The organism is Ferruginibacter sp. SUN106, assembly GCF_050611765.1.
GTDB lineage: Bacteria > Bacteroidota > Bacteroidia > Chitinophagales > Chitinophagaceae > Ferruginibacter.
Genome location: NZ_JBODJC010000005.1, coordinates 440762 through 465947, shown reverse-complemented (window position 1 = coordinate 465947; position 25186 = coordinate 440762). Strand labels below are relative to the sequence as shown.

21 protein-coding genes are annotated in these 25186 nt (G+C 38.0%); 6 read left to right on the top strand and 15 right to left on the bottom strand.

All coding sequences use genetic code 11. The features are described 5' to 3' along the window. The first annotated feature begins 101 nt into the window (after positions 1-101). Together ACQ334_RS21455 and ACQ334_RS21450 are read left to right on the top strand one after the other, a co-directional pair. Positions 102-989, top strand: coding sequence for a glycosyltransferase family 2 protein (locus ACQ334_RS21455; RefSeq protein WP_430990325.1), 888 nt, complete (start codon positions 102-104; stop codon positions 987-989). After that, positions 986-2047 (top strand): glycosyltransferase family 9 protein, encoded by a 1062-nt coding sequence (locus ACQ334_RS21450; protein WP_430990324.1) that lies wholly within the window; start codon positions 986-988, stop codon positions 2045-2047. Before ACQ334_RS21455 ends, ACQ334_RS21450 begins: the two co-directional genes overlap by 4 nt. On the opposite strand, the gene ACQ334_RS21445 is transcribed toward ACQ334_RS21450, so the two are convergent. From ACQ334_RS21445 to ACQ334_RS21435, 3 genes are read right to left on the bottom strand one after another with little or no spacing between them, the layout of a single operon-like run. Then, positions 2038-3099, bottom strand: coding sequence for a glycosyltransferase family 4 protein (locus ACQ334_RS21445; protein WP_430990323.1), 1062 nt, complete (start codon positions 3097-3099; stop codon positions 2038-2040). The genes ACQ334_RS21450 and ACQ334_RS21445 overlap by 10 nt on opposite strands. Further along, positions 3092-4762, bottom strand: a complete 1671-nt coding sequence (locus ACQ334_RS21440) for an ATP-binding cassette domain-containing protein (RefSeq protein ID WP_430990322.1) — start codon at positions 4760-4762, stop codon at positions 3092-3094. Before ACQ334_RS21440 ends, ACQ334_RS21445 begins: the two co-directional genes overlap by 8 nt. A gap of 49 nt (positions 4763-4811) precedes the next feature. Further along, positions 4812-5585, bottom strand: coding sequence for a sugar transferase (locus ACQ334_RS21435; RefSeq protein WP_430990321.1), 774 nt, complete (start codon positions 5583-5585; stop codon positions 4812-4814). A 293-nt stretch (positions 5586-5878) separates the two neighbouring features. Here ACQ334_RS21435 and ACQ334_RS21430 point away from each other — a divergent pair, with 293 nt between their 5' ends. Continuing rightward, on the top strand, positions 5879-6859 hold the full coding sequence (locus ACQ334_RS21430; RefSeq protein ID WP_430990320.1) for a hypothetical protein: 981 nt from the start codon (positions 5879-5881) through the stop codon (positions 6857-6859). Positions 6860-7039: 180 nt separating this feature from the next. On the opposite strand, the gene ACQ334_RS21425 is transcribed toward ACQ334_RS21430, so the two are convergent. From ACQ334_RS21425 to ACQ334_RS21395, 7 genes are all read right to left on the bottom strand, one after another. After that, on the bottom strand, positions 7040-7579 hold the full coding sequence (locus ACQ334_RS21425) for a hypothetical protein (RefSeq protein WP_430990319.1): 540 nt from the start codon (positions 7577-7579) through the stop codon (positions 7040-7042). A 197-nt stretch (positions 7580-7776) separates the two neighbouring features. Beyond that, positions 7777-8676, bottom strand: coding sequence for a glycoside hydrolase family 16 protein (locus ACQ334_RS21420; RefSeq protein ID WP_430990318.1), 900 nt, complete (start codon positions 8674-8676; stop codon positions 7777-7779). A gap of 83 nt (positions 8677-8759) precedes the next feature. Continuing rightward, positions 8760-9803 (bottom strand): glycoside hydrolase family 16 protein, encoded by a 1044-nt coding sequence (locus ACQ334_RS21415; RefSeq protein WP_430990317.1) that lies wholly within the window; start codon positions 9801-9803, stop codon positions 8760-8762. Positions 9804-9810: 7 nt separating this feature from the next. After that, positions 9811-10707 carry a PKD domain-containing protein gene (locus tag ACQ334_RS21410; RefSeq protein ID WP_430990316.1) on the bottom strand — a complete coding sequence of 299 codons (897 nt, stop codon included), beginning with the start codon at positions 10705-10707 and terminating at the stop codon, positions 9811-9813. Between the two features lie 18 nt (positions 10708-10725). Further along, positions 10726-12795 (bottom strand): hypothetical protein, encoded by a 2070-nt coding sequence (locus tag ACQ334_RS21405; RefSeq protein WP_430990315.1) that lies wholly within the window; start codon positions 12793-12795, stop codon positions 10726-10728. Between the two features lie 26 nt (positions 12796-12821). Next, on the bottom strand, positions 12822-14330 hold the full coding sequence (locus ACQ334_RS21400) for a RagB/SusD family nutrient uptake outer membrane protein (RefSeq protein ID WP_430990314.1): 1509 nt from the start codon (positions 14328-14330) through the stop codon (positions 12822-12824). Between the two features lie 24 nt (positions 14331-14354). Next, complete coding sequence (locus ACQ334_RS21395) at positions 14355-17471, bottom strand: SusC/RagA family TonB-linked outer membrane protein (protein WP_430990313.1); 3117 nt, start codon at positions 17469-17471, stop codon at positions 14355-14357. Between the two features lie 188 nt (positions 17472-17659). Here ACQ334_RS21395 and ACQ334_RS21390 point away from each other — a divergent pair, with 188 nt between their 5' ends. Beyond that, complete coding sequence (locus ACQ334_RS21390) at positions 17660-20566, top strand: ligand-binding sensor domain-containing protein (protein WP_430990312.1); 2907 nt, start codon at positions 17660-17662, stop codon at positions 20564-20566. A gap of 6 nt (positions 20567-20572) precedes the next feature. Here the strand turns inward: ACQ334_RS21390 and ACQ334_RS21385 are convergent, their stop codons facing one another. Together ACQ334_RS21385 and ACQ334_RS21380 are read right to left on the bottom strand one after the other, a co-directional pair. Beyond that, on the bottom strand, positions 20573-21004 hold the full coding sequence (locus ACQ334_RS21385) for a hypothetical protein (protein WP_430990311.1): 432 nt from the start codon (positions 21002-21004) through the stop codon (positions 20573-20575). 99 nt (positions 21005-21103) lie between these two features. After that, positions 21104-21379, bottom strand: coding sequence for a hypothetical protein (locus ACQ334_RS21380; RefSeq protein WP_430990310.1), 276 nt, complete (start codon positions 21377-21379; stop codon positions 21104-21106). Between the two features lie 425 nt (positions 21380-21804). Here ACQ334_RS21380 and ACQ334_RS21375 point away from each other — a divergent pair, with 425 nt between their 5' ends. Continuing rightward, positions 21805-22629, top strand: coding sequence for an MBL fold metallo-hydrolase (locus tag ACQ334_RS21375; RefSeq protein ID WP_430990309.1), 825 nt, complete (start codon positions 21805-21807; stop codon positions 22627-22629). 63 nt (positions 22630-22692) lie between these two features. On the opposite strand, the gene ACQ334_RS21370 is transcribed toward ACQ334_RS21375, so the two are convergent. Then, complete coding sequence (locus ACQ334_RS21370; protein WP_430990308.1) at positions 22693-23184, bottom strand: cupin domain-containing protein; 492 nt, start codon at positions 23182-23184, stop codon at positions 22693-22695. 243 nt (positions 23185-23427) lie between these two features. On the opposite strand from ACQ334_RS21370, the gene ACQ334_RS21365 reads away from it, so the two are divergent. Further along, positions 23428-23817: an SWIB/MDM2 domain-containing protein gene (locus tag ACQ334_RS21365; protein ID WP_430990307.1), complete on the top strand. Its 390-nt coding sequence runs from the start codon at positions 23428-23430 to the stop codon at positions 23815-23817. Here ACQ334_RS21365 and ACQ334_RS21360 read toward each other — a convergent pair. Further along, complete coding sequence (locus tag ACQ334_RS21360) at positions 23795-24118, bottom strand: hypothetical protein (RefSeq protein WP_430990306.1); 324 nt, start codon at positions 24116-24118, stop codon at positions 23795-23797. The genes ACQ334_RS21365 and ACQ334_RS21360 overlap by 23 nt on opposite strands. Before the next feature lie 208 nt (positions 24119-24326). Next, positions 24327-25175, bottom strand: coding sequence for a hypothetical protein (locus tag ACQ334_RS21355; RefSeq protein WP_430990305.1), 849 nt, complete (start codon positions 25173-25175; stop codon positions 24327-24329). Positions 25176-25186 lie beyond the last annotated feature (11 nt).

Below are 25186 nucleotides of genomic sequence, written 5' to 3'. Positions count from 1 at the left end.
TATTTTTTACAACTGCATTTTACATTGTTGAAGCATCCTTTTTAAAAGAAAACCCGTTTGGATGGTGGTAGCCCTGGAATAGGGCAAAAAAATCGTAAAAAATGCCTGGTACGGAGTTATCCTCAAAAGTAAGCATTGTTATGCCCACCTGTAACCGGGCAACATATATACTGGAGACAATTGAAAGCATCCGTAACCAGACTTATCCAAACTGGGAACTCATCATTATGGATGATGGCTCCGATGATAACACTGAAGAATTGATTTACCAATTAAACGATAAGCGCATACTTTTTTATTCAACAGCACGAACAGGTAATATCAGCAAATTGAGAAAAGCGGGTATTGATAAAACTACAGGTTCTTTTATTGCATTTATAGACTCCGATGATATCTGGGCTGCAACTAAACTTAAAGAGCAGGTAGCTGCCTTACACGCAAATGAAGGAGCCGGCTTTTGTGTTACAGGTGGATTCAATTTTATACGTGCAGGCGAACCTGTAGATTATTTTTATACCCGAAGAGAAGGAATGAAATACGGCGATCTTTTCACTTTATTCTTCCGGTCTGAACTTTCGGGTTATTTACAGGCATTGTTGTTTCGCAGAAGCTGTATGGATGTTGCGCCTTTTAAAGAAACAGATTCGGATATAGATTTTATTGTGCGGTTGGCCCACAATTTTAAAGGGATCATTCTTTATACACCTCTTTTCTTTCGCCGTATTCACGATAAAAATTACAGCCATTTTAATTGGGAAAAAAACTATCATAAATACATAAGGTTAATACAGGAGTATAAAAAAAGCATGACACCCGAACTTTTAAAAGAGGCCAGTTTCAGTTTGTATATCAACTTTGGCGAAGATTGCTTGTCCAATAAAGCACCAGGTAAAGCCATCCGTAATTTTTTTAAAGCCTGGGCAAATAAACCGTTGAGTATGATACCTGCAAAAAAAACTGCTAAAGCCATGTTACAATATTTAAGATGACAGGAACAGGTAATACTATAAAGTTAATAGCGGATATACCTTCAAAACCCTGGACAAAAAAAACTATGCCACAGCGGATACTTGCTATACGCCTGCAGGCCATGGGCGACATGGTGATAACATTGCCTTACCTGCAACAATTAAAAAAAATGTTGCCGCCCAATACAAAACTGGACCTGTTAACACGTGAAGAGGTACACGAAATTCCACGAAATATACTTTTGTTTAACAAAATACATTCCATTAAAGGTGGCCGCAACTTTAAGAAGCAATTATTGTATACCGGTTTACTGTTGCCAAAATTACTACTGCAGCGATATGATGTAGTGGTCGATCTGCAAAATAATATCCTTAGCCGTATCGTTCGTAAATCGCTAATGCCAAAAGCATGGTCAGAGTTCGATCGGTTTTCTCCTGTTGCAGCAGGAGAAAGTACAAGGCTTACCATTGAAGCGATAAGGCTTGGCGAATGCTTTGCTGATAAAACGGGTTTTCAATTTAAATATGACAATGATTGTACAAGAATACTGAAAGCAAATGGCTGGGATGGTGAAAGCGAATTGGTAGTGCTAAATCCTGCTGGCGCCTTTATTACCCGTAACTGGCCTGTTGATTATTATATAGATTTTGCAAAGCTATGGTCAGAAAAATTTCCCCGTACGCAATTTCTTATTATTGGTGTACATACAATCGCTGAAAAAACCACCATTCTAAAAAAAATGCTCGGCAATAAACTGATCGATCTTGTGAATAAAACAAACCCGGTGCAGGCTTTTGCACTTATTCAAAAAACAAAATTGGTTTTATCAGAAGATTCGGGACTGATGCATATGGCATGGGTATCAGGTATTCCTACACTAGCCATATTCGGGTCCACAAAAAGTCAACGGTCCACACCATTGGGCGATCATACTTTATTATTGCATTCCGGCGATCTTGAATGTGGTAATTGTATGCAGGAAATTTGCCGCCATGGCGATACGCATTGTCTCACCCGGTATACAGCAGCTTTTGTTTTTAAAAAAGCCCTTAAGCTGATCGGTAACATTCAGGAATAATTATAAAGCCTTGCAACAGCTTTAACGGTAGCTGTTATTACAAATGGAAATTGCGGAACAATTTTGCTATTGGTATTTTGTAAAGCTGCCAGCGCTTTTTGTGTCATTTCTTCAGTGGTGTTTACAATATGCCAATGATCTATATCCTGGTACATGGCCCTGCAGAAACTTATCACGATGGCTCCGCTACCAAGCGCTTCAAGGCACACCCCGGAAAAACCTTCGTAGGAAGATGGGTGCAAAAAAACTATTGAGTGTTGCATTAGTTGTAATACCATTTCATGCGGCAGTTCGCCGGTAAGCACAATGTTATCCTGTAAATCGTATTTTGAAATAAGCGTCTTTAAATTTTCTTTTTCCGGTCCATCGCCAATCAGCATTGCTTTAACTGCTGGTCTTTCTTTTTTAATAGCAGCAACAATTCCGATAAACTGATCATATCGTTTTAATGCTATTAATGAACCTGCACCAAGAATATCAATATTTTTTTCTTTTGCTGCAGCAGCAAATTGCTTAACATCTACTCCGGAAGGAATTACGTGCAGTGGCTTTATCCCATGATTATTTTCAAATTCATCCTGCAAAAAATCTGATAGCGCTATTAACCTGTTGGGGTTTAACTGAACCCGCCGGGGATATTTATTTTCTTTCCTGGCATCCTGCCCAAACAGCCAGCAATAATGCCTGCAATTATATTTTCGTGCAAACCAATTGCCTGTTAAAGCACATTCGCCATACCAAAAACTTAAGACACCAGTTACTCTATTAGTTCGGTTAATACGTTTTAGTGTAACTTGTATTGAACGCCGGAGTAATAATTTGTGTACGCCTCTTTTGTTATGTCCGTTAAAACTAATTATCGTTGCACCGTACCAATTGTAGGTTGTTTTAGTAAATGGATAGTGAAAGCTGAGTACGATAATATTTGTTTTCGGGTATAGTTCTTTAAAATGTTTTACAAAACTTTGCTGCAATGGCAGGCAGGTAGTATCTGCCACAGACGAAGGAAAGCCCGGCGTAAGAATAATTAATGTGTCGTTTACACTATGCATCAAGCGAAATAGTTTTATTGCAATAAGAGAAGCTTTTTTTATCGTGGGTGATCATTACAACCAGTTTGCCTGCCTGTGCCAGTTGCCTGAAATGCTCCAGCAACAGATTGGTTCCTGCTTCATCTATTTCATTAAAAGGTTCATCCAGCAATATCACTTCGCTGTTTTTATACAAGGCCCTTGCTATGGCTACACGTTGCTGCTGGCCACCGCTGATATTGCTACCATTTTCTGTAATTATTTTTTCAAGGCCTTCAGGAAATCCAGCTGCAAGTTTTTCAAGCCCTGATATATTTAAGGCAGAGGTTAATTGCTCTTTATCATAATTTGCTTCTTCCAATGTAATGTTACGCAACAAGGTATCATGAATAAAGAATTTTTGTTGCCTTACATAAGCTACCGATGGCCAGCATTGCTGAATTGTTGCCGGTGCTGCTATTACATCATTAATCAGTATTTCACCGCCATTTACAGCAGGCAAAAAACCCAATATCAGGTTTAATATGGTTGTTTTCCCTTTGCCCGATTCTCCGGTAATACCCACAAAATCTCCTTTTTCTATGCTGAAAGAAATATTATTCAGCACCCGTTGTTGAGCATATTGAAAACTAATATTTTTAAATTCAATTTTTTGCAGGGTTTGTGCTTTATCAACTACACCTGCTGCATCATTTCCTTTTTTACGTGGCGTTAATTCATTCAATGTAAAATCATAGGCCTTCATTTGTCCGCTTACGTTAATCATTTTTACAATGCCTGGTATTATTTTATAAGCCGCCGCCATAAAAGCGCCAATGGTTATAAATGTGGCGCTGTCATCATTTCCCGTCCACTTTGCAATTACCACCATCACAAACAAACCAAGCACTGCAAATATTTCAATAATGCGGTTGGGCATGCCCTGCAATGCTATCGAATCAAATAAATGAGTACTGAATTGCTGGCGTGTGGTAACAAAGCGTTTCAGAAAAAATTCGTTACGGTTATAAATATTGCCTTCTACATAACCTTTCAATGCGTCTAACAGGTATTGCAATGATTGCTGGTTACTTTCCTGTATATTTTTTTTGGCAGCGGTTAATTTTCTTTTTATAAAATAAGCCACCACGATAACGGGTGGCAGTAATATCAGCAACAATAGCAGGAATAATTTTGCATTAAAAAGAACAATGGCAATAATCGTTATCAGTATAAGTGAGCATTGTGTGATGAGTTGCTGAATACCTGCAAGCATATACTGGCAATATTCAAAAGGCTGAAAACAAATAGTACGAATGTGTGCAGAAGAATCTTTATTAATAAATTCTTCGAAAGCGGCCTGCTGGTAGTTGATTAAGTTTTGTTGCGAAATACGGATGGCGACTTTACTGCTGAAAGTGTTGTAAGCTTTAGAAACAAGATAAGCGCTCCAGTTTTTAATGGCAAAAAAAATAACGAAGAGTGCAATGAAAAGTACGGAGTTTGCTTTTGCAATAGATGCCGGTAAAAAAGACAGGCTGCTTTTATGCCCGGGCTGCACATACAACTGGATGATCCATAATAATACTGCAAGGGAAAAGATATCAAGCAGGCTGATAAAAATATCCAGTAGTATTAAAATGCCAAATTGCTGCTGCTCTTTTTTTTTAAGAACCGATACAATATTTTTAAAAATGTACTTCACGGCCTGTATCCTTTTGTTTCTTTTTAAAATGTAAATAAAGGAAAGTGATTCATATCCCTGTCATTTTACAGATAGTGCGGTAGAGTATTACCACATCCAGTTTTAAAGTCCAGTGCCGTAAATAAAAAATATCCACGTCAATCCTGTCTTTCATTTTTTCAATGCTGTTGGCTGCTCCTTCTAAGCCCATTATTTGTGCAAGGCCGGTAATACCCGGCTTTACTTTTTCCCTGTAATTATAATAATGTATGGCTTCTTCAAATTGAATGCCTTCACTCAACATATGCGGCCTTGGGCCAATCACCGACATATCGCCCCACAGCACATTAAAAAATTGTGGCAGTTCATCAATAAATGTTTTGCGTATAAAGCGGCCCACTGGCGTAATCCTCGTATCATTTTCTGCAGCCGGTAAAATATCTGCCATAGCATTTACCTGCATAGAGCGGAATTTGATACAGGTAAATACAACACCATCTTTCTTGTTTCTTTTTTGCAGAAAAAAAACAGGGCCACGTGATGTGGCTTTTATTAATGCTGTCATTACAGGAATGAGCCATGATAATACACCCGCAATAACTATTAGTGATAAAGCAATATCAAAAGCCCTCTTGATAATACGATTGCCGGTTTTATCTAATGGTATTTGTATAAACCTTACGGCAGCTGTATTGGGGGGCGTAAAACCTTTGTATACTATTCTGTACAAATAATCCGTACCTACCCTGCCATAGTTTTTATTCAGGTAGGTGATCATTGCAGAATTATACTTTGCTATTGTTCTTTTAACAGGTTGATTAGTGGTAGCAGTGTTTCTGTTCATGCTGATTTATTCAACCTGATAAACGGTATACAGAGGCTTTAGGTTGCCTCTACCGGCTTGTTAAGAAAAATAAAAAGAAAAAATTTTCAGGGCCTGTTTTTAGCCTGAAAACCAATACCAGTAAGCATTTACACAAGCATATTTTATTTGTTAAAACGCTTTCACTTTTCCACAGAAAATAATAATGGCACGGTTTTGGAATCTCTGGCACATGTAACACGAAAGCAGCCCCGCAAAGGCAGGGACAAAAAAATTAAAAAATCTAAATCTTAATCTTTTAAAAATCTATTATTATGAGCACTACAAACTTTCCAACTCCTGATCAGGAGAAACAAGTAACAGCGCCAGCCAAGACTAACGCTGTAAAAAACGCAATCATTGGTGTATTAGCAGCAGGTGTATTAGGCATGGGCGGCTATATGGCTTACGACAAAACAAAAAATTCAGAAACCATACAGCAACAGCAAACACAAATTGCAAAAGTAACTGATGAAAAAAGCGATATCCAGACCAGCTTTGATGCGTCATTGGCAAGACTGGATTCAATGACTACTGCCAACAACGGATTAACCAGCAAGCTGGCTGATAAAAATGCAGAGATCACAAAAACTAAAAATGAGATCCGCAGTATCTTAAATAAGAAAAATGCCACTGCAAGTGAATTAGCAAGAGCTAAAACATTGATTGCATCTTTAAATGAAAAGATCACTACGCTTGAAGCTGATGTAGCAAGGTTAACAACAGAAAACCAAACTTTAAGTAATGATAAAGTAGTGTTGACCCAGGAAAAAGAAAAGTTAACTACTGACCTTACTGCTACTACAGAAGCAAAAGTAAACCTGGAAAAGAAAGTGGATGTTGCCTCTACATTAAATGCATCAAACATTGTAATTACCCCGGTAAATGTTAAAAGGAATGGTAAAGAAAAAGTGTCAACCACTGCAAAACGTGTAGACAAACTTTTAGTGAGCTTTGATGTTAACAACCGTATTGCTGAACCAGGTTCAACTGATGTATATGTTGTGGTTATTGGCCCTGATGGTCAACCCGTAACTACAGGTGCAGAAACATTTACTACCCGTGAAGATGGTGATAAAACTTACACCGCTAAATTACCGGTAGCTATTGAAACTGCTAAAAGCAAAAATGTAGAATTCGCTTTTGCTCCGGGCAGCAACTTTCAACAGGGAAGTTACAAGATCATGATCTACCAGAATGGTTTCTTAATTGGCCAGGGTGTTCGTGAATTGAAAAAAGGCGGACTATTCAGTTAATATAAATTTTATTCAGTACTCTCTTAAAGACATCAAAAAGCCCGGATTTAATAATCCGGGCTTTTTGTATTCACGGAATTGGTTTAGATGTTCAGGAGTTTAGAAAGTTTAGTACCTGGAGTATAGTCTACTTCTAAAATTTTATCCCTTTAATAAAAAAGGCATCCAGAATATAATTACTTACAAATCATGATCTCTTTCGTAATCATCCCGTCCTTCTATTCTGCTAATCCGGTAAAGCATTTCATCTTTAAGTACCGGGTCATCAGCATTACTCAATTCGTATATTACATCAACAGCCTCTTTTGTTCCAATTTGTCTTAAAGCATGTCCACATTGGTTAATGAATTGTCTTGTCCCTGTTCCGTATGATTCTAAATGCTTGTATTTATTTTGCATTGCTTTTTTTATAAATGGAATGCTTTTTACATTTGCCCTTCGTTGTAAATTATGTGCAATATTTTCGTATTGAGTGTGCCAGGGTTCCAAAATCAATTGGTGTACCAGGTCTATAAACTCATCGTTTTCTTCAAAAATCAACAATAGTGTTAGCCAATATTCTACCTCACCGGAGTTTTTTGATACGATGATGTCATCAAAAATATTTCTTACTAAAGCTGACTGCTGACTTTTGTTAGTCGCTATTTTGGAAATTATTTCCTCTCTTGATATTTTTCCCCTCCAACATTCTGATATTAAATTCTTTAAATCTTGTTGCATTTTAAATTAAAATTTAAACAATTTTTTTGTCTTCAAAATTGTCAGCCTGAATTTATTCTTAAAATTATAATTACCAAGGTACTCAAAAAACAAAACCCTTGTCCAATAAAAAAGCGGAAACATAAACTTAGACAAGTAAATGCGTTCCGCTTTATTGCGATTGCTATCTAACAAAAAACCTAACTGCTGAAAAGCTCTTATTGTTTCTTTGTCACTTTAACCCAATCCACCAGCATCTTGCTTTTGCCATTTTTAATAGCTTCAAAAGTGGTAGCCGGTAATCCGTAATAAGGTTCTTTTATACCGTTAATTTTAAAAGGATAAATACCTCCTACTGCAAAATTTAAAATGAGAAATTTAGGATTATCAAAAGCCCAGGGGCCAAAAAACTGCGCCATGGGTTTGGTTATTCTAAGCATGGGTACATCATCGTATTTAAACACCAGGCTATCCGGCGTCCAGTCTACTGCGTACACATGCCATTTAGTTACATCGTTGTTTGCAGGAAAATATAAACGGTTCACCAGGCCGGCATCTCCGCTATAGCCTTTGCCATGTACTGCAGCACTGGCCCAGTCTTTTTCGCCAATGTATTCCATGATATCTATCTCGCCGGTTTCGGGCCAGCCACCATTGCCCAGCATCCACCAGGCAGGCCATAAGCCAGCACCATCAGATAATTTTATTCTTGCCGCAACTGTACCGTAAGCCACTTCAAATTTGCTTTTGGTATTTATTCTTGCAGAGATAAAATCAAATTTTTGTCCGTCCCTGGTTACAAAGCCCGGTGTAAATTTTGGCTGAATCATTAATGCCCCATTTGCTGCACCTTCTGCAGCATCGCCTTTTACAAATGATAAGGTATTAGCAGAATCTACATAAGCCTGTAATTCATCATTAAAGTGCATGCCGGTGGTTTCTACATTCCATTTAGTGCTGTCTAATTTTGATCCGGAAAAATCATCAAAAAAAACAGCAGGCATATTTTGCGGATTATTTGCAGGCACATCAGCCGCAGCCGGTTTACATTGCACCAGCATCGTTGTACAACCTATTGCTAGAATAGCAGACGCAAAGAGGTTTTGTAACTGATTCATAAACAGTTTTTAAAAATTAGACAGAGATTTTAAAATTGGTAAGTAAGATCATTCCGAAGCATGGCTCCGGAATGACCTGTGGATTACTGGTACACCCTAATATAATCTACTTCCATTGCAGCACTGTTGAATGCAGGATCGATGGTACCACCAAAGTTACCACCCATGGCTACATTCAGAATGATGAAAAAGTTTTGATTGAATGGCAGGCTTGCTGTATTGGTAAATGTGTAAAACAACTGTGTGTCTACATAAAATTTAATGCTTGATGCCGACCACTCCAGGATATAGTTATGAAATGCGGTAGTGGCATCCGGAATAATAATAGTACTGCCATCACCGTTAGCACCCGAATGCCCCGGATGATGCAGCGTACCATAAATTTTATTCAGCTGGTTACCCACATGTTCCATAATATCAATTTCGCCACAGCCAGGCCATGGTGTGGTACCAATATTATTGCCCAGCATCCAGATAGCAGGCCATGTACCACCGCCTGCCGGCAGTTTTGCCCTTATCTCTATTTTCCCATACTTAAAAGAAAATTTATCTTTTGATAATAACCTGGCTGAAGTGTAATTGCTGCCGCTGTAGCTTTCTTTTTTTGCAGTGATCTTTAATACGCCGTTTATTACCACCGCATTTTCGGGCCTGCTGGTATAATACTCCTGTTCGTTGTTACCCCAGCCACCTGCACCGATATCGTACCCCCATTTGGCGCTGTTGGGTGCACCATCCGTATTAAATTCCTCTGACCATACAAGGCCTGGCGTACCGGCAACTACATTTACTGTAACCTGTATTGTTTTTTTCAACGTGCCTCCGGAATTACTGGTAGCCGTAACAGTCACTGTAAAAGTATTACTTCCCAAAAGGGTGTATTTATAAGTAGTGGTTCCTGTTGTAGTGGTGGTTATACCCCCGTCTCCAAATTCATAGGCGTAGGTAGCTGCATTATCTGCGGTAGCAGTAAACGCTACGTTGCCACTGCCATCTGTACTTGGCACACCCGTTACCACTAAATTAGTGGGTGCCGTTTGTGAAGGGCCGTTTGAACTTCCTTTTTTACAACTGCTTAAAATTAAAAACGAGCATAACAAAATCACTGAATTTTTTAAGTACCTCATATCGCTATTATTTAATTTTTAATTTTTGATACCATGCGTTACCATCAGCGCCTATATTACGCAGGCTAACGGTAGTAGAAGTTATCGATAAAATTTCATACGTAGTGCCACCGGTTCCAAAATTTATAATACCATTGCCCGGAACGGTAAATTGTATCCTGGTAGAATTAGCACTGGTAGATGTTGAAGTAGCATCCATAAACGCTAATTTTTTATTACCGCCGGTATTGATGGCATAACAACCATCACCACCGCTAAAACCATAAAATCCGGTAGCTGCTCCTATAGAAAAATTTTCGCCTTTATTATTCACCGCCATAAACACATTGTTATTGGCATCTTTAGAAAAAGTGATCTCATCATCATAAGCACAAGGTTCTCTTGTATTAGGTGGCGCTGCATACCAGATAGGAGAAAACTGATCGTTTGGCCCTACACCAAAATGGCCCGGTGCATTTTTATCTGTCATCCATACCTGGGAAGAGCCATTGGTTAAGGACTGCAGAATGTTTGCTGGTATTTCAAAAGCCACAAACACTTTTATTTTTTTACTGATGGTAGAAATGATACCTGCTGTACCTACTGCATTTACAGTAATGGTATAATCATAAGTGCCGGGGTTGGTGTATTTGTAGGTAATAGCGCCAGATGGTACCACCTGTGTTTTGCCATCGCCAAAATCTATATTGTATGTAATAGCGCTTGATGCTGTAGCTGTGATTACCACGGTGCCGCTGCCGTTTCCGTTAGGGTTTGCAGCATCAACGCCGGCAATCGCTGTTGTTAATGTTAAACCCGATGGAGATTTCAGATCTCCCAGTTTATACTCCGTTTTTTTGCAGGCAATAAATAAAATGCCTGTTGCAAAAAACATGAAAAGGAGCAATTTTATTTTTGTGATCATAATAATATTTTTTAAAAATTAATTAAGTGTGATGTCATCAAAATTAAAAGTGAAGTTTGCAGAGCCATCTCCCATAGTACCGTTATCAAAAATCAATACTATTTTCTGATAAGAGTTGGCGGTGTTGATGCCGCTAAAATCAAAGGTTAATAATTCCCATGCATTAGCAGTTGTTGTAGCCACTTCTTTTTCGTAACTGATACCACCATTGGTAAGATTCTCTACTTTTAAAAGAACCTTTGCACCCACTCTTGGTGAGTATACTTTCATTTTAAAAGTTTTGGTTACAGAAAAATTAATAGGGCTTGCTAAAGTGAGAAAACTTCCACCCCATGTTTGTCCTGCATTTTTAACCATCTTACCTACTTTGGCACTTGTATTAATACCACCGCTGTGTGGGTTGGCAATAACTGTTGCCACACCTCCGTCAAAATCGGTAAAAGCATATACCAATGTAGAAGATTCAAAATCTATGGGCAATCCAAGCCCTGCCACATTAACCGGCAGAAATTTTATATCATCCCAATAATATACTTTACCATTTCCTGCGGTATTAAAATCAAAGAAGATGGAAGCCATATCATAGTTATAGGCCAGATTTAAAGCAGCTGTACCGGTAGCCTGGTTAGCAAAATCAAACACCAATGTTTCCCATGCGTTGGCAACGGTAGTTAATTTTTCAGTTTCTACTGATTTGGTATTATCTGTACGGTCTTCTACTTTTAATCGTACAGGAAGGCCTGCAGCAGGTGAATACACTCTTACCGTCATTTGTGTAGCGGTTGCCGTAAAAGGAATTCTTGAAGTAAAGCCTGCGCCGATAGTTGTACCAGCCCATGTTTGTGATCCACTTGTTTTAGTGGTTTTCTTTACTTTGTTTGCGGCATTGCCCGGATCCACATCATCCACTGTAACGTTGCCGCCAAAATCGGTAACAGCATAGTTCACTAACGGATCATCAAAAGTTACCGGAAGGGTTAATAAACTTACCGGTAATTGATTGGTCAACCTGATATCATCAAACAAAAAAGTAAAGTTGGCAGAACCATCACCTACTGTTCCCAGATCAAAAATTAAAACCACTTTCTGGTAAGTGTTGGCGGTATTGATAGCACTGTAATTAAACACCAGGTCTTCCCAGGTATTAGCAACCGTAGTAGCTACTTCTTTTTCAAAACTAATACCGCTATTGGTAAGATTTTCTACTTTCAATAATACTTTAGCCCCTACTCTCGGAGAAAAAACTTTCATCCTGAAAACCTTATTCACAGAAAAATCAATGGGTGCACCTAATGCTATTAAGCTGCCGCCATAAACTTCCGGGGCATTCTTTACCATTTTACCCACTTTTGCACTGGTATTAATACCATTGATCTGTGGATTATTTATTTTGGTAACCACACCACCACCAAAATCGGTAAAGGCATAATTAACTGTTGGAGACTCAAAAGTTATTGGTAATAAAACGGGATCAACTATTGTAACCGGTTTAATTAATTGTGCTGTTGCTGCACCACCACTTAATGCCACTACTTTTACATTGTATGTACCAACAGCTGCATAAGTATGTGTAACCACATCGCCTTCTAAAAAAGATACCGGCACTTCATTAGGTACATCTCCAAAATACACTTTAAAGAAGGTTTCGTACAATGCCGTTGCCTTAACGCTGATCTTGTAATTGTTTGAAGGATCTACGGTTATTGTAAAATCCAGATTTTCCGGCGCCCTGAATGTTACAGTTAAAGATTTGGTTGTTTCGGTTATTTTACCGGTAACACTATGCCCTACAATTTTTACATTGTACACGCCTTCGGCATACACATGCTGTGTGTTTTTTCCGGGCAACACTTTTGCAGGAGTAGTAGTGGCATCGCCATAATAAATTTCATAAAAAGCCAGCCCTTCTCCGTTAGGCGTAATCGTTACCAGGCCGGTATTATCCTGCGTAATTTCAAACAATGCAGATAAAGCAGCTGGTGCAGTATCGGTTGCTAAAAAAGAAGTATCATCAATCACTTCCTTTTTACAGCTGATAACCACGGCCAGCAAAAAAGCAACACTGAAAAAATATTTTATTAGTTTCATAATCGTTAATTTTTAATGGTTGGTGATTAATAGCCGGGGTTTTGTTTTAAGCCGGAGATATCAATCTCTGTTTGAGGAATAGGAAATAATTCGTGTTTACCTGTTACAAATCCAGTGATTTTAGTAGCAGCCTGGCCGGTTCTAACCAAATCGAAAAAGCGATCGCCTTCCATTGCCAATTCTAATCTTCTTTCATCCCAGATGGCTTGTTTTAATGCAGTACCTGTTACCGTAATATCTTTACTGGCATCATTAACTGCAAATGCACGGCGGCGTACTTTATTTAAATAGAGTTGTGCTTTAGTATCGTTAGGTGCAGTTGCCCTGTTATTAGCTTCTGCAGCCATCAGCAATACTTCTGCATAACGGATGGTTCTGAAATTGTTCAGGTAATTCAATTCCACCTGGCCCGATGTTTCGCCTTTACGTGGTAAATACTTCTGGTTATATAAACCAGTATTTTTATAAGGTGCTACCTGGTAAGTGATTCCAAAAGCCGGGTTAGCATTTTTATAGGCTTCTATATCCAACACGGTTACTGCTTTTCTAATATCACCTGCTGTGTAAGCATTGGCAAGGTTTACAGTAGGTAAATTAGTACTCCAGCCTGCCGCATAAGGCATCGCATTGGAACCATTCAATCCCCTGATACCACATTGTTGTACCGAGTGATTGCCTTGTCCTCTTGTTACACCACCCCAGTTGTAATAAGGAGAAGTATTAGAGTATTGAATTTCAAAAACTGATTCAGGGCCGTTCTCTCCTGTTTGTAAAAAGATACTTCCAAAATCTGACACCAAACTAAACGGGCCGTTCACTACATTTTCTAACACCGTAGCAGCAGCATCAAATTTATTTTCGTACAATAATACTTTACCTAATAAAGCCTGTGCAGCATATTTAGTAACCCTGCCTTTTTCAATATTGGTAATGGGTAAAACAGCGATAGCACTGTTTAAGTCTGCTTCAATTTGTTTGTACACATCTGCTTTTGCGGAGCGTTGTAAAGTTTTTGATTCACTTAAGCCTAATCTTTTATCGGTAAACAATGGCACATCGCCAAAGAATCTTACCAAATGAAAATAATAGTAGGCACGTAAAAAATATACTTCGCCATACAGTGCATCTTTACCTACAAAATTTACCGCTTCTCCTGCTTTATTAGCGGCTTTGTATTGCGTCATGTAATTAGCCCTGTTAATACCTTCATAAGCAGCCTGCCATAATTCGGTAAGTGTAGAGTTTACTGGTGTTAAGGTATAGTCATCTATCTGCTGCAGCGATAATACATCCGACGCATTTTCGCCACCGCTTACGGCGTTATCAGATGCGATATCACCCACAGGCACTGCCTGGTTCAGCCATTGCATTGGCGTGTACACACTTACTGCCATGGTGCGGTAATCGCTTTCAGATTTTAAATAATCCAGGTCGGTAATTTTATATTCATCATGTGGGTTATAATCCACCCATTTTTTACAGGATGCCAGCGTGGTGATTAAAAAAACCAGGCTTAGTATTTTAATATTCTTCATTGTAAAATATTTTATTTGAAAAATTTATAGTTTAATATCAATACCTAAAGCGTAAGTCCTTGCCTGTGGATAAGCACCACGGTCAACACCGGTATCTAAAATGCCACCAGGTATCTCCGGATCAAATCCTGAGTACTTGGTAAATGTGTAAGCATTTTTTACCTGTGCGTATATACGTAACCTGCTCAGTATTTTTTTGGTTACTGATGATGGGAAAGTGTAACCCAATTGTATGTTTTTAATTTTTACAAAAGAACCATCTTCCACATAGCGGTCAGAAACACGGATATTACTATTAGCATCCGTAAATGAATAGCGTGGGTTTGTTGCATCATTGGTAGTACCTGCGCCTGTCCACCTTGCTAATACTGCCCTGTATTTATTAGAGTAGTTGGCATTTCTTTCGTAGGCCCTGTATATATCATTTCCTACAGAAGCATAAGTAAATGCGGTAAAATCAAAATTCTTATACTCCAGGTTTAAATTCCAGCCCATGGTGAAAGTTGGAAATGGATCACCAATTTTCGTCTGATCGTCAGCGTTAATTATACCATCACCATTCATATCAACAAAACGGATATCGCCTGGTTGTGCACCCGGTTGCGAAGCACCTTTAGTTAAATCTGCTGTGGTTTGAAACAAGCCATTGGTTCTGTAACCGTAGAAATAACCCGGTGTTTGTCCTTTTTCAAATACCGTTACATTTTGTGACTGGCCATTGAAATAACCACCGCCTCTTATTTTAGCTGTACCATCATCATTGGTAGCTGTAACTTCATTTTTAGCTGTAGTAAAAGTTAAAGAGGTATTTAACCTGATATTACGGTGAATAATTTCGTTATAAGCCAGTGTAAGATCTATACCACTGCTTTTGGTAGCACCGATATTAGCAGTAGGGATAGGCACTGTACCCAGGTATAAAGAGGCAGAAGGTGTAAATAACAAGCCATCCACTTTTTTCTGGAAATAATCTGCTGATAAAGAGAATTTCTTTTTATAGAAAGTCACATCAAAACCGGCATTGTATTGCAATTGTTTTTCCCATCTTAAAGCGTCATTGGCTGCAGAACCAACAGTAGCACCAGGATAAAAAACATTATTAAAAGTATAGCCATTGCTATTGGCAGTAGGGCCATAGCTTGATCCACCCGTTACGATACTTACAAATTGCGGATCTACATTTTCATTACCAATTGATCCGTAGCTACCTCTTATTTTCAGGTAGTCGATAAAATCAGAATGAAAGAAATCTTCTTTGGTAACCACCCAGCCCAATGAACCGGAAAAGAAGTTAGCGTATTTATTATCGATACCAAAAGCATAAGAACCATCACGGCGTGCAGTGAAAGATGCTAAATACTTATCCTGGTAATCGTAGTTGATCCTTCCAAAATAAGAAAGGTTTCTTCTGAAATACTGGTAATAATAACCGCTGAGTGCATTGGTATTGGTTGCAGTATTACTTCCGGTTGCTGCAGTAAAATCTGCAAACTCCCAGGAGTTAAAAGGTACATCCTGCCTGCTTGCACCGGCTGCATTACCCGAAATTTTACCTAAAGAAAAACCAAGAACGGTTTCAAAATTATGATCTCTTTTTACTTTAAAATTATAGTTGGCAAAACTTTCCCAGGTATAATTAAAGTTACTTACTTTATCATGCGATACACTGTTGTGTTTGCCTGTAACTGTTGAACCATCTGCGTTCATCGAATTATCTACATTACTGTTACCGTAGAATACCAATGGGTTAAAGCTTTTAGAATTACCATCGTATTTAGTATAACCAAAACGGGTAGACAGTTTTAAGCCCTTAATTATATCATATTGCAATTCAAACTTGCCATATAATTTATTACCGGCGTTTTTGTTATAGGTATTGTCCAGCTTTGTAAGCGGATTATAAATTTCTGATAACAATAAGTTACTGAAGCCGTATTTACCCACTGTGTTGGGTACATTATTATATACCGGTACAGTAGGATCAAAATTGAGCGCACTACCCAGTACACTGTTAAACGAATTTTCCTGTATGCCTTTACCATCGAGTATAACGCCGGTGGTATTTACAAGGAATTTTAATTTTGAAGTAAGATCAAAACTAAGATTAGCAGTAAAGTTGCCCCTGCTGTATAAAGACTTATCGTTTCCTCCAACAATACCGCCCTGGTTTAAATAACCGGCAGAAAGGAAGTAAGACATTTTTTCGCTGCCGCCACGTGCTGCTATATTGTGCGATTGCATGGCTGCAGTTTTAAAAATTTCATCCTGCCAGTTGGTACCTACACCAACTGTGGACAGGTTTTGAAAAATTAATGGGCCGCCTGCAGTAACACTACCTTCATTTATTATAGCTGCATATTCTGTTGCATTTAAAACACCGATCTTTTTAGCCACTTCCTGCATACCATAATTACTACTTGCAGTAATTTCTGTTTTTTGATTTTTTCTTCCGGTCTTAGTGGTAACCACAATAACGCCGTTGCCACCTTTTACACCATAAATGGCTGTAGTTGCCGCATCTTTTAATACGTTGATAGATTCAATATCGCTGGCATTAATAGAATTAAAATCAGTTAATGTTTGTGGTACACCGTCAATAATAACCACCGGATCGGTACCGGAAAAAGAAGGAATACCTCTTATTAATACGGTTGGTTTTGCACCTGGTGTACCGGCCGAAATCACTGTAACACCTGAAGCCCTGCCCTGCAAAGCTTCTTCCGCCCTTACCGGCCTCAATTTTTCTATATCTGCTGCTTTTACAGTAGAAATAGCACCGGATACTTTGGTCACTTTTTGAGTACCATAACCCACCACTACTACTTCATTCATGGTTTTGTTGGCTTCCTCCATCTGTATGTCGATGGGGCCTGCGCCATTTACTTTGTACCGTACCACATCCATTCCTGCGTAAGAAATAACCAATGTGGCTCCTTTTACAACTGAAATGGAAAAACTGCCTGCGGCATCTGTAACGGTGGAAGTGGTGCTGCCCTGCACCAGGATGGTGGCACTTGCCAGGGGCTCTCCTGTTGTTTTGTTTTTTACTTTTCCGGAGACGGAAATGTTTTGTGCAAAGGCCTGCTGAAAAATACAACAGGTGATAATGCCAATGCACAGCATGGTGAGTTTTAATTTCATAAGCAATCGTTTTAAGTAATGAAATAATTGTCTGTAAAAATATTCCTCACCCCTACAAATAAAAAATAAACAGCCACATCATTACTACATCACAAAACATAAATGCTTGATTTTAAGTGTATTTACACTACATCAATACTACATCAATCAATTTTATATACCTTCACTATTCAATTAACGATGCAGATATGAAAAAACTGCTACTCCTTGTTCTACTACCGCTTGCTGTACATAGTCAAAATACCATTGGCTTACCCGATGTTATTAATTATTCTAAACAACTGTATAGCGCCGGGCTACAAAACTGGGATATCAAACAGGATAAAAATGGTATTATATATGTAGCCAATAATGAGGGCTTATTAACCTACGATGGCAGAAGCTGGAACTTATATCCATTGCCCAATAAAACAATTGTACGATCGCTGGAGATTGGCCCTGATAATAAAATTTATGTGGGTGGACAGGATGAACTGGGTTATTTTACCCCGGGCAATAACGGGCGGCTGCATTACAGTTCTCTTACGCAGTTTATACCGGCTAAAGACAAAATTTTTGGCGATGTGTGGGACATCATTGCTTTTAATAAGAATGTGTTTTTTCGCTCCAGCAATAAAATTTTCAAATTTGCCAACGAGGCAGTGGCCACTTATTATGCTCCGCTGGAATGGTCTTTTTTAGGAACCTGCAATGGCCACCTGTATGCACACGACCACAAAACCGGTTTAATGATATTTGAAAATGAAGCCTGGTCTCCATTGCCTGTAAAAGCTGCTTTTCCTATTTCAGATCCTGTTACCAATATTTTACCGCTTAATAAAGACAGTGCCCTGGTAACTACTTTAAAAGATGGTGTCTTTATTTTAACCAGTACTACATTAACACAGCTGCCTTCTGTCAATAACCAGTTTTTTGCAACCGAAAGGATATATGCAGCAACTGCTGTAAATAATGAATGGATGGCATTAGCTACCAGCAACAGTGGTGTATACATTATTGATCTGAAAGGAAATATCATTCAGCATTTTTCAGGCAAAGAAGGTTTGCAGAATAATAATGTGCTGAGTATTTTTTTAGACCGGCAAAGTAATTTGTGGCTGGGACTGGATAATGGCATCGATTTTATTGCTTACAACAGTGCCATCAAACAAATTAATCCGGTATTACAAAACGGGTCTGGTTACACCACACTTATTCATGATAATACTTTGTACGCAGGCACCAGTAATGGTTTATATAGTGTGCCCCTGCAACCTATGAAAGACCTCAGCTTCAGTAAGGGGAATTTTATACCGGTTGTTAATGCCAAGGCACAAACCTGGGGCTTAGCTGAAATTAATAACCAGTTATTATTAGGCAATCACGAAGGGGCTTTTGTAATAAACAATAATACGGCACAGGTAATTTCCACTAATCCCGGTTATTGGAACTTTGTGCCGATGTCCAATACATTTCCTTCAGCCCAAATAATTGCAGGCAATTATAAAGGTTTGTTCTTTTTTGATTTTAATAACGGGCAGTTTACACAATCCGGCAAGGTAACAGGCTTTGATGAATCATCGAGATTTGTTGCGCTGGATAAATATGACAACACCTGGGTATCGCATCCATACCATGGTGTATACAGGATCATTAAAAATACTGATGGCTCTTATAAAACTGTTTTGTACACCGACAAACAAGGCCTGCCTTCTACATTAAACAACCATATTTATAAAATTAAAAATGAAGTGGTGGTGGCTGCAGAAAAAGGTGTTTTTATATATAACCGTGATAAAGATATTTTTGAGCCTTCCCCGTTTTATAACAAATTACTGGGTAATCAAAGTATACGTTACCTTAAAGAAGATAAGGAAGGCAATGTTTGGTTTATCCATGAAAAAACACTGGGTGTTATTGATTTTTCTGCAAAGGAACCTGCAATTATTTATCTTCCCGAGTTAAGCAACAAAATGCTCAGTGGTTTTGAATTTATTTATCCTGTTGATGCTAATAATATTTTCCTGGGCGGAGAGAAAGGATTTTTTCATATCAACTACGAAAAGTATAAGAAAAACCTGCCCGACCTGCAGGTACAGATAAGAGCCGTAAGAATTATCAATAAAACAGACAGTCTTTTGTTTGGTGGTTATTTTAAAGAGGTTAACGAAAAACAAATACAGGATGCAGCTGCTATTCCACAGGTAAAAGATGGCTGGAAAACGATTCGTTTTGAATTTTCTCCTTCGCTTTTCGGTTACCAGTCAAATTTAGAATACAGTTACAGGATAAAAGGTTTTGATAATAACTGGAGCGACTGGACGCAGCGGACAGAAAAAGAATACACCAATTTACCTGCTGGCAGTTATACTTTTGAAGTAAAGGTAAGAAGCAACCTGGGCAATGAATCTGAAGCGGCTTTTTATACCTTTAAAATATTGCCGCCCTGGTACCAAACCATCTGGGCTAAAATTATTTACCTGCTGCTTTTTTTGGCGGCCTTACTGGCATTGTATAAATGGCAACAGAAAAAATTTAACCTGCAACAGGCAAAATATGAAGAAGAGCAAAAGCAGTTACGCTATATTCACGACCTGGAGTTGAGCAAGACCGAAAGTGAAATTGTTGCCCTGCGAAATGAAAACCTGGAAGCCGATATCAATTTTAAAAATTCTGAACTGGCTTCTTCAGCCATGCACCTGGTTAAAAAAGGAGAATTACTTACAAAGATCAGGGAAGGCCTTACTCATATTATGAAGGTGATTGATAACCCGGTTGCTAATGGAGAAATTAAGAAACTGATAAAAACCCTGGGCGAGGATGATAATATTGATAAAGAGTGGGAAAATTTTACCAAACACTTTGATAAGGTACACAGTGATTTTGTAGCCAGCCTTAAAGAAAAACATGCTACCATTACCGGCAATGAATTAAAACTTTGTGCTTATTTAAGAATGAATTTATCTACCAAAGAAATTGCACAGCTGATGAATATATCTGTACGTGGTGTGGAGATCAGCAGGTACCGGTTGCGTAAAAAATTAGGTATTGCTTCAGAAACAAACCTGTTTGATTATTTGATGAGTATCAACAATAATGCTGATAAACCACAATAACCCATTTTATTTTTCGATCAATAATTTGTGAAACCTTTTCAGCTCTTCGGTTTCTGTTACAGCAAATGGTTTGTTACTATCGTAATTAGCTTTAAAGAATAATACCCTTTTATGTTGCGGATATTTTTCAAGAATGGCAGTTATCAGTTTCCCTGTGGCTTCATCTTTTATAAAAGCCGGTGTGGGCTGCGGCAATGGCGATTTGTATCTTGTTGGCTTTTTTAAAATAATGGCCTGCAAGGTAGCTAGTTTGCCTTCTGTAATGGTATTCACTTTTGATGCTTTATGATAAAGCCCTTCCAGCTGTTTTTTACTCAATCCTCCTCTTTCCTGGTATTGCTGCAATAAGCTGGCTGTAAAAGTAGATGTAGGATTGGCTGCAAGCGTTTCCTTCAACACATCTAAAATAACATCTACATCCGGCTTTTTTCTTTCCATAATTTTAAAAGTAATAAAACTTACTTGTATTCATGCAAATAAAAAGCCTTCCTGGTTGTTTACCAAAAAGGCTTAGGTTGTATTAACATTAAACTAAAATTATCCGGCGATACTCTTGCTGGAAAAACTGTTGTTTCCCAGTTCCACCACTTTTGCACGTGGCATATTTTCTTCGGCCTGTTGTAATAATTGTTCTTTTATTAACGGGTCGGTTAATCCTGCAATAGCACAGGCTTTGTCAAAATTAGTATGCATACCGTAAGATTCTAAAATCGGTGATACATCTTTAAATTCAGGAAAAGCAGTGAATTTTTTTACAAAATAATAAGTTTTGTAATCCAGCAATTTGGTGTAAGCAGTGTAAAAAGTTTCCATAATTAGTATATTTTAGGTGACGTATTTATTGTGCTGTCTTTGGTGGTGGCGTCACGTATAAATGCATACGCAAAAACCAAACACCCGGTTTTAAAAGGACGATACAATAAGTAAATGGATCTAAAATGTACTCAGGGAAATAATTGTTCAATAATTATTAAGTCCTAAATAACTATAGCTATTCAGAGGATTGGAAACGAATTTCGGCTTTGACTTGGGAGATTGGATACGGTTTAATCAGGAAGGATAAATGGGTCGGTCAGGGGTAATAAGCTGGCGTAAAAGTACAACTCATATTTTACAATTACAAGATTTGTGGAGAACTATTCTGCTGAAAATACACTGCGTAAATACACCTGGTACATTCACTATTTTCATAAAATACCTCATTATCATATAGTTAAAATGATTTTCTTTGCAAATCAATGGCATTATTCATTACATCATTAAATTCTGGCAGCAACGGCAACTGCTATTATGTTGGCAACAGCAACGAAGCGGTACTGGTAGATGTGGGCATTTCGTGCAGGGAAACTGAAAAACGCATGAAGCAATTGGAGCTGGATATGAAAAAGGTAAAAGCCATTTTTATATCGCACGAACATGGTGATCATATTAAAGGCGTTTCTGTATTAGCTAATAAATATAAAATACCCGTTTTCATTACCAGCATAACGGCAAAGCATGGCCCAAGATTGATCGGCCACCTGGCTAAAGCTTTTAAAGCTGATGAACCGGTACAGGTGGGTAATTTATTCATTACCGCTTTTACAAAATCTCATGATGCTGCAGATCCACATAGTTTTATTATAAGCCACAATAATGTAACGGTTGGTGTGTTTACTGATATTGGTAAAGTTTGTAAACAGGTGGTTCATTATTTTAAACAATGCCATGCAGTTTTTTTAGAAACCAACTATGATGAGGAGTTATTAGAAAACGGAAAGTATCCGCTGCAGTTAAAAAACCGTATCCGCGGTGGTGAAGGCCATTTAAGTAATAAAGAAGCGCTGGAACTATTTACCACACACCGGCCTCCTTTTATGACGCATCTTATATTGACACATTTATCTAAAGAAAATAATACTCCTGCATTAGCTGAACAATTATTTACAAAACATGCCAATGGTGTAACAATTATTGTTGCATCACGTTACGAAGCCACCGATATTTATACGATTACAGCAACAGGAAAGGAAGAAGATAAAGTAGCTTTTTTAAAGCCGATGCAACTGGCATTGTTTCAATAAACAACCTCTATACCGAAATAATTTTCGGTATTAATCGAAAAAATATTTTCAATATACCAATACTTACCTGCACAATTCCTGTATAATCCCTGCCTGTGCAGGATACATTTTTACCAGTGCATTTGCATCTGCCAACTCAAAATCTGCAAAGTCAAACCCGGGTGCTACGGTACAACCTACAAAGGAAAACCGGCTTTCGGGTGCCGGAAGGCTGGCAAACCAGCAATTGGCTGGAACCACAAACTGAAACAATTCCCCATTGGTAAAATCGCTCCCCAGCTTAATAATATCAAGTTTGCCATCCTGCTGAATGATAAACACCAGGAGCGGATCGCCGCTATAAAAGTGCCAGCACTCATCGCTTTTTATCCTGTGAAAAGCTGAAAAATTGCCCGCCTCTAATAAAAAATAAATAGCAGTTGAAAACGCCCTGTCGCCTGAAAAGCCTTGTGGCAGTGCATTTGACGGAATCAGTTCTTTGCTTTTATAAGTTTCTTTATACCAGCCGCCTTCGGGATGAGCCTGTAAATTGTATTGCCGAATTAATTGCTGCACTATTACCATAGCCAATTTTTATGTACCGGAAAGATAGCAAAAGGGTTTAAAAAACGGTGCAATTTTAAGCCTTACTGATCTTTAAAAATACCAATGAAAAATGCCCAAATCCCCCTGTTATTAACAATGTGAAAAATGGGGAAATATTTTTAACTAAATGTGATTGTTCTACCATTGGAAATAAGCTATATTTGATACAGTAAATAATTACTACATACTCATTAACATTCTAAAAATTAAAAAATGGCAACAAAAAAAACAGTAAAGAAAGCCGCACCAAAAAAAGCAGCAGCTAAAAAGGCAGCACCGAAAAAAGCAGCACCAAAGAAAGCAGCACCAAAAAAAGCAGCACCAAAAAAAGTTGCTAAAAAGAAATCTGCACGTAAACCATCTGCAGCATTTATGAAACCACTTACACCAAGTGCTGACTTAGCAGCTATTGTAGGAAGCAAAGGATTACCTCGTACAGAAGTGGTAAAAAAACTTTGGGTTTATATCAAAGCTAATAAACTGCAGGATTCAAAAAACAAACGCAATATTAATGCAGATGCTAAACTTAAACCAATCTTTGGTGGTAAAGCCCAGGTATCAATGTTTGATATGGCTAAGCTTATTTCAAAACACTTGAAATAATAAAAAGATTACAACAATAACGGGCATCAATAGGTGCCCTTTTTTTATGCCTGAAATTTAATTTTTTACCCGTGTGAGCCCAGTCATTGGCTGCTTTTACAACAGCAGTTTTTTGAAATCCTGCATTGCTGTTGACACTGGTATTAAAGTAATACCCTTCTGCAGTCTTTGTAATTTTTTGTTTACTCATCTCTTGTTCTGCTGTAAGGCTTTTGGGGTTATGATTTAACTCCATCATCGTAAGTACAGGCAAGGCTGCAATAGCTGTAAATACCTGTAATGCAAATTTTAATTTTTCCATTTTTTTAAGTTTATGATTTTTTATTTTTTTCATGCTGCAAAGGTGAAAAGAAAACGGCGCTATTAAAATGCAAGCATGCGCCAAGTGTAATTTTACACGAATGAAATGTTATGTTTTTAATAGTTTAATACCACACAAAAAACCGGTTCAAATAATTGAACCGGTTACATTTCACCTCCAAAAATCCCAACCTGTAAAATTGTTCTGTTTAGTTAATTTCCTTTAACCATTCTGTTACAAATGCCCTTGCCGGTTCCACTACTTCTTTACCTGCACGAAAAGCCATTTTCCAATAGTAGCCTTTATTTTTTTCGTAAGCAGGGTTTACAAATACCTTCCTGTTATTCTTCAAAGCCAGTTCAGCACCAAAATCAATATCTTTTGTTTCTTCTAAAAATTTATTCAACCGCTGCTTTACAAAAAGTAAATGATTAGTTGGGTATGTTGCTTCCCATTGCTGCAAACTTTGTTCATTAGATTGCTGGTTAGATTTTACAAGCTGCGGATAGTTCTTTGTATAATTGGCAATTGTTTTATTGTTGGGATCTTCTGCTTCTTTTAATTGCTTTCTGCTTTCAGCCAATACATTTTCAAAAATGGATTTTATACTGGCATCGGCTTTTTTTAAACTGGCTTCAGTTTCTGCAATACTTTTTTTGTACATATCAATCGTCTCCTTCCGCATTTCTTCGGGTGTTTGTACTTTATTTTCTTTAGGTTTATAATTGGCTTTTAAAGCTGCATATTCCTTTTTAAAAGCTTCGGTATTTACATATTTCTTGGTATAAGCCAACAGGTCTTTTGCAATTGCCGAGCGGTTGCCAATGGCTATATTGGCTGTATTTTTTACACCATAAGCATTCATGTAGCCACCAAGTATACTGTTGGTTATTTTTTTATCGGCTTCGGTTTTCGAAATACCCAGTTGTTTTAAAAACTCTTCATTCATTTTATCTATAGTAAATGAGAAGAGAATTAAGCTGATGATGGCGACTATAAAAGTTATGATGCAGATCCTGAGCACCGTAACCAGGCCATGTAAAGATGTTTTTTGCATGATAGAAAAAA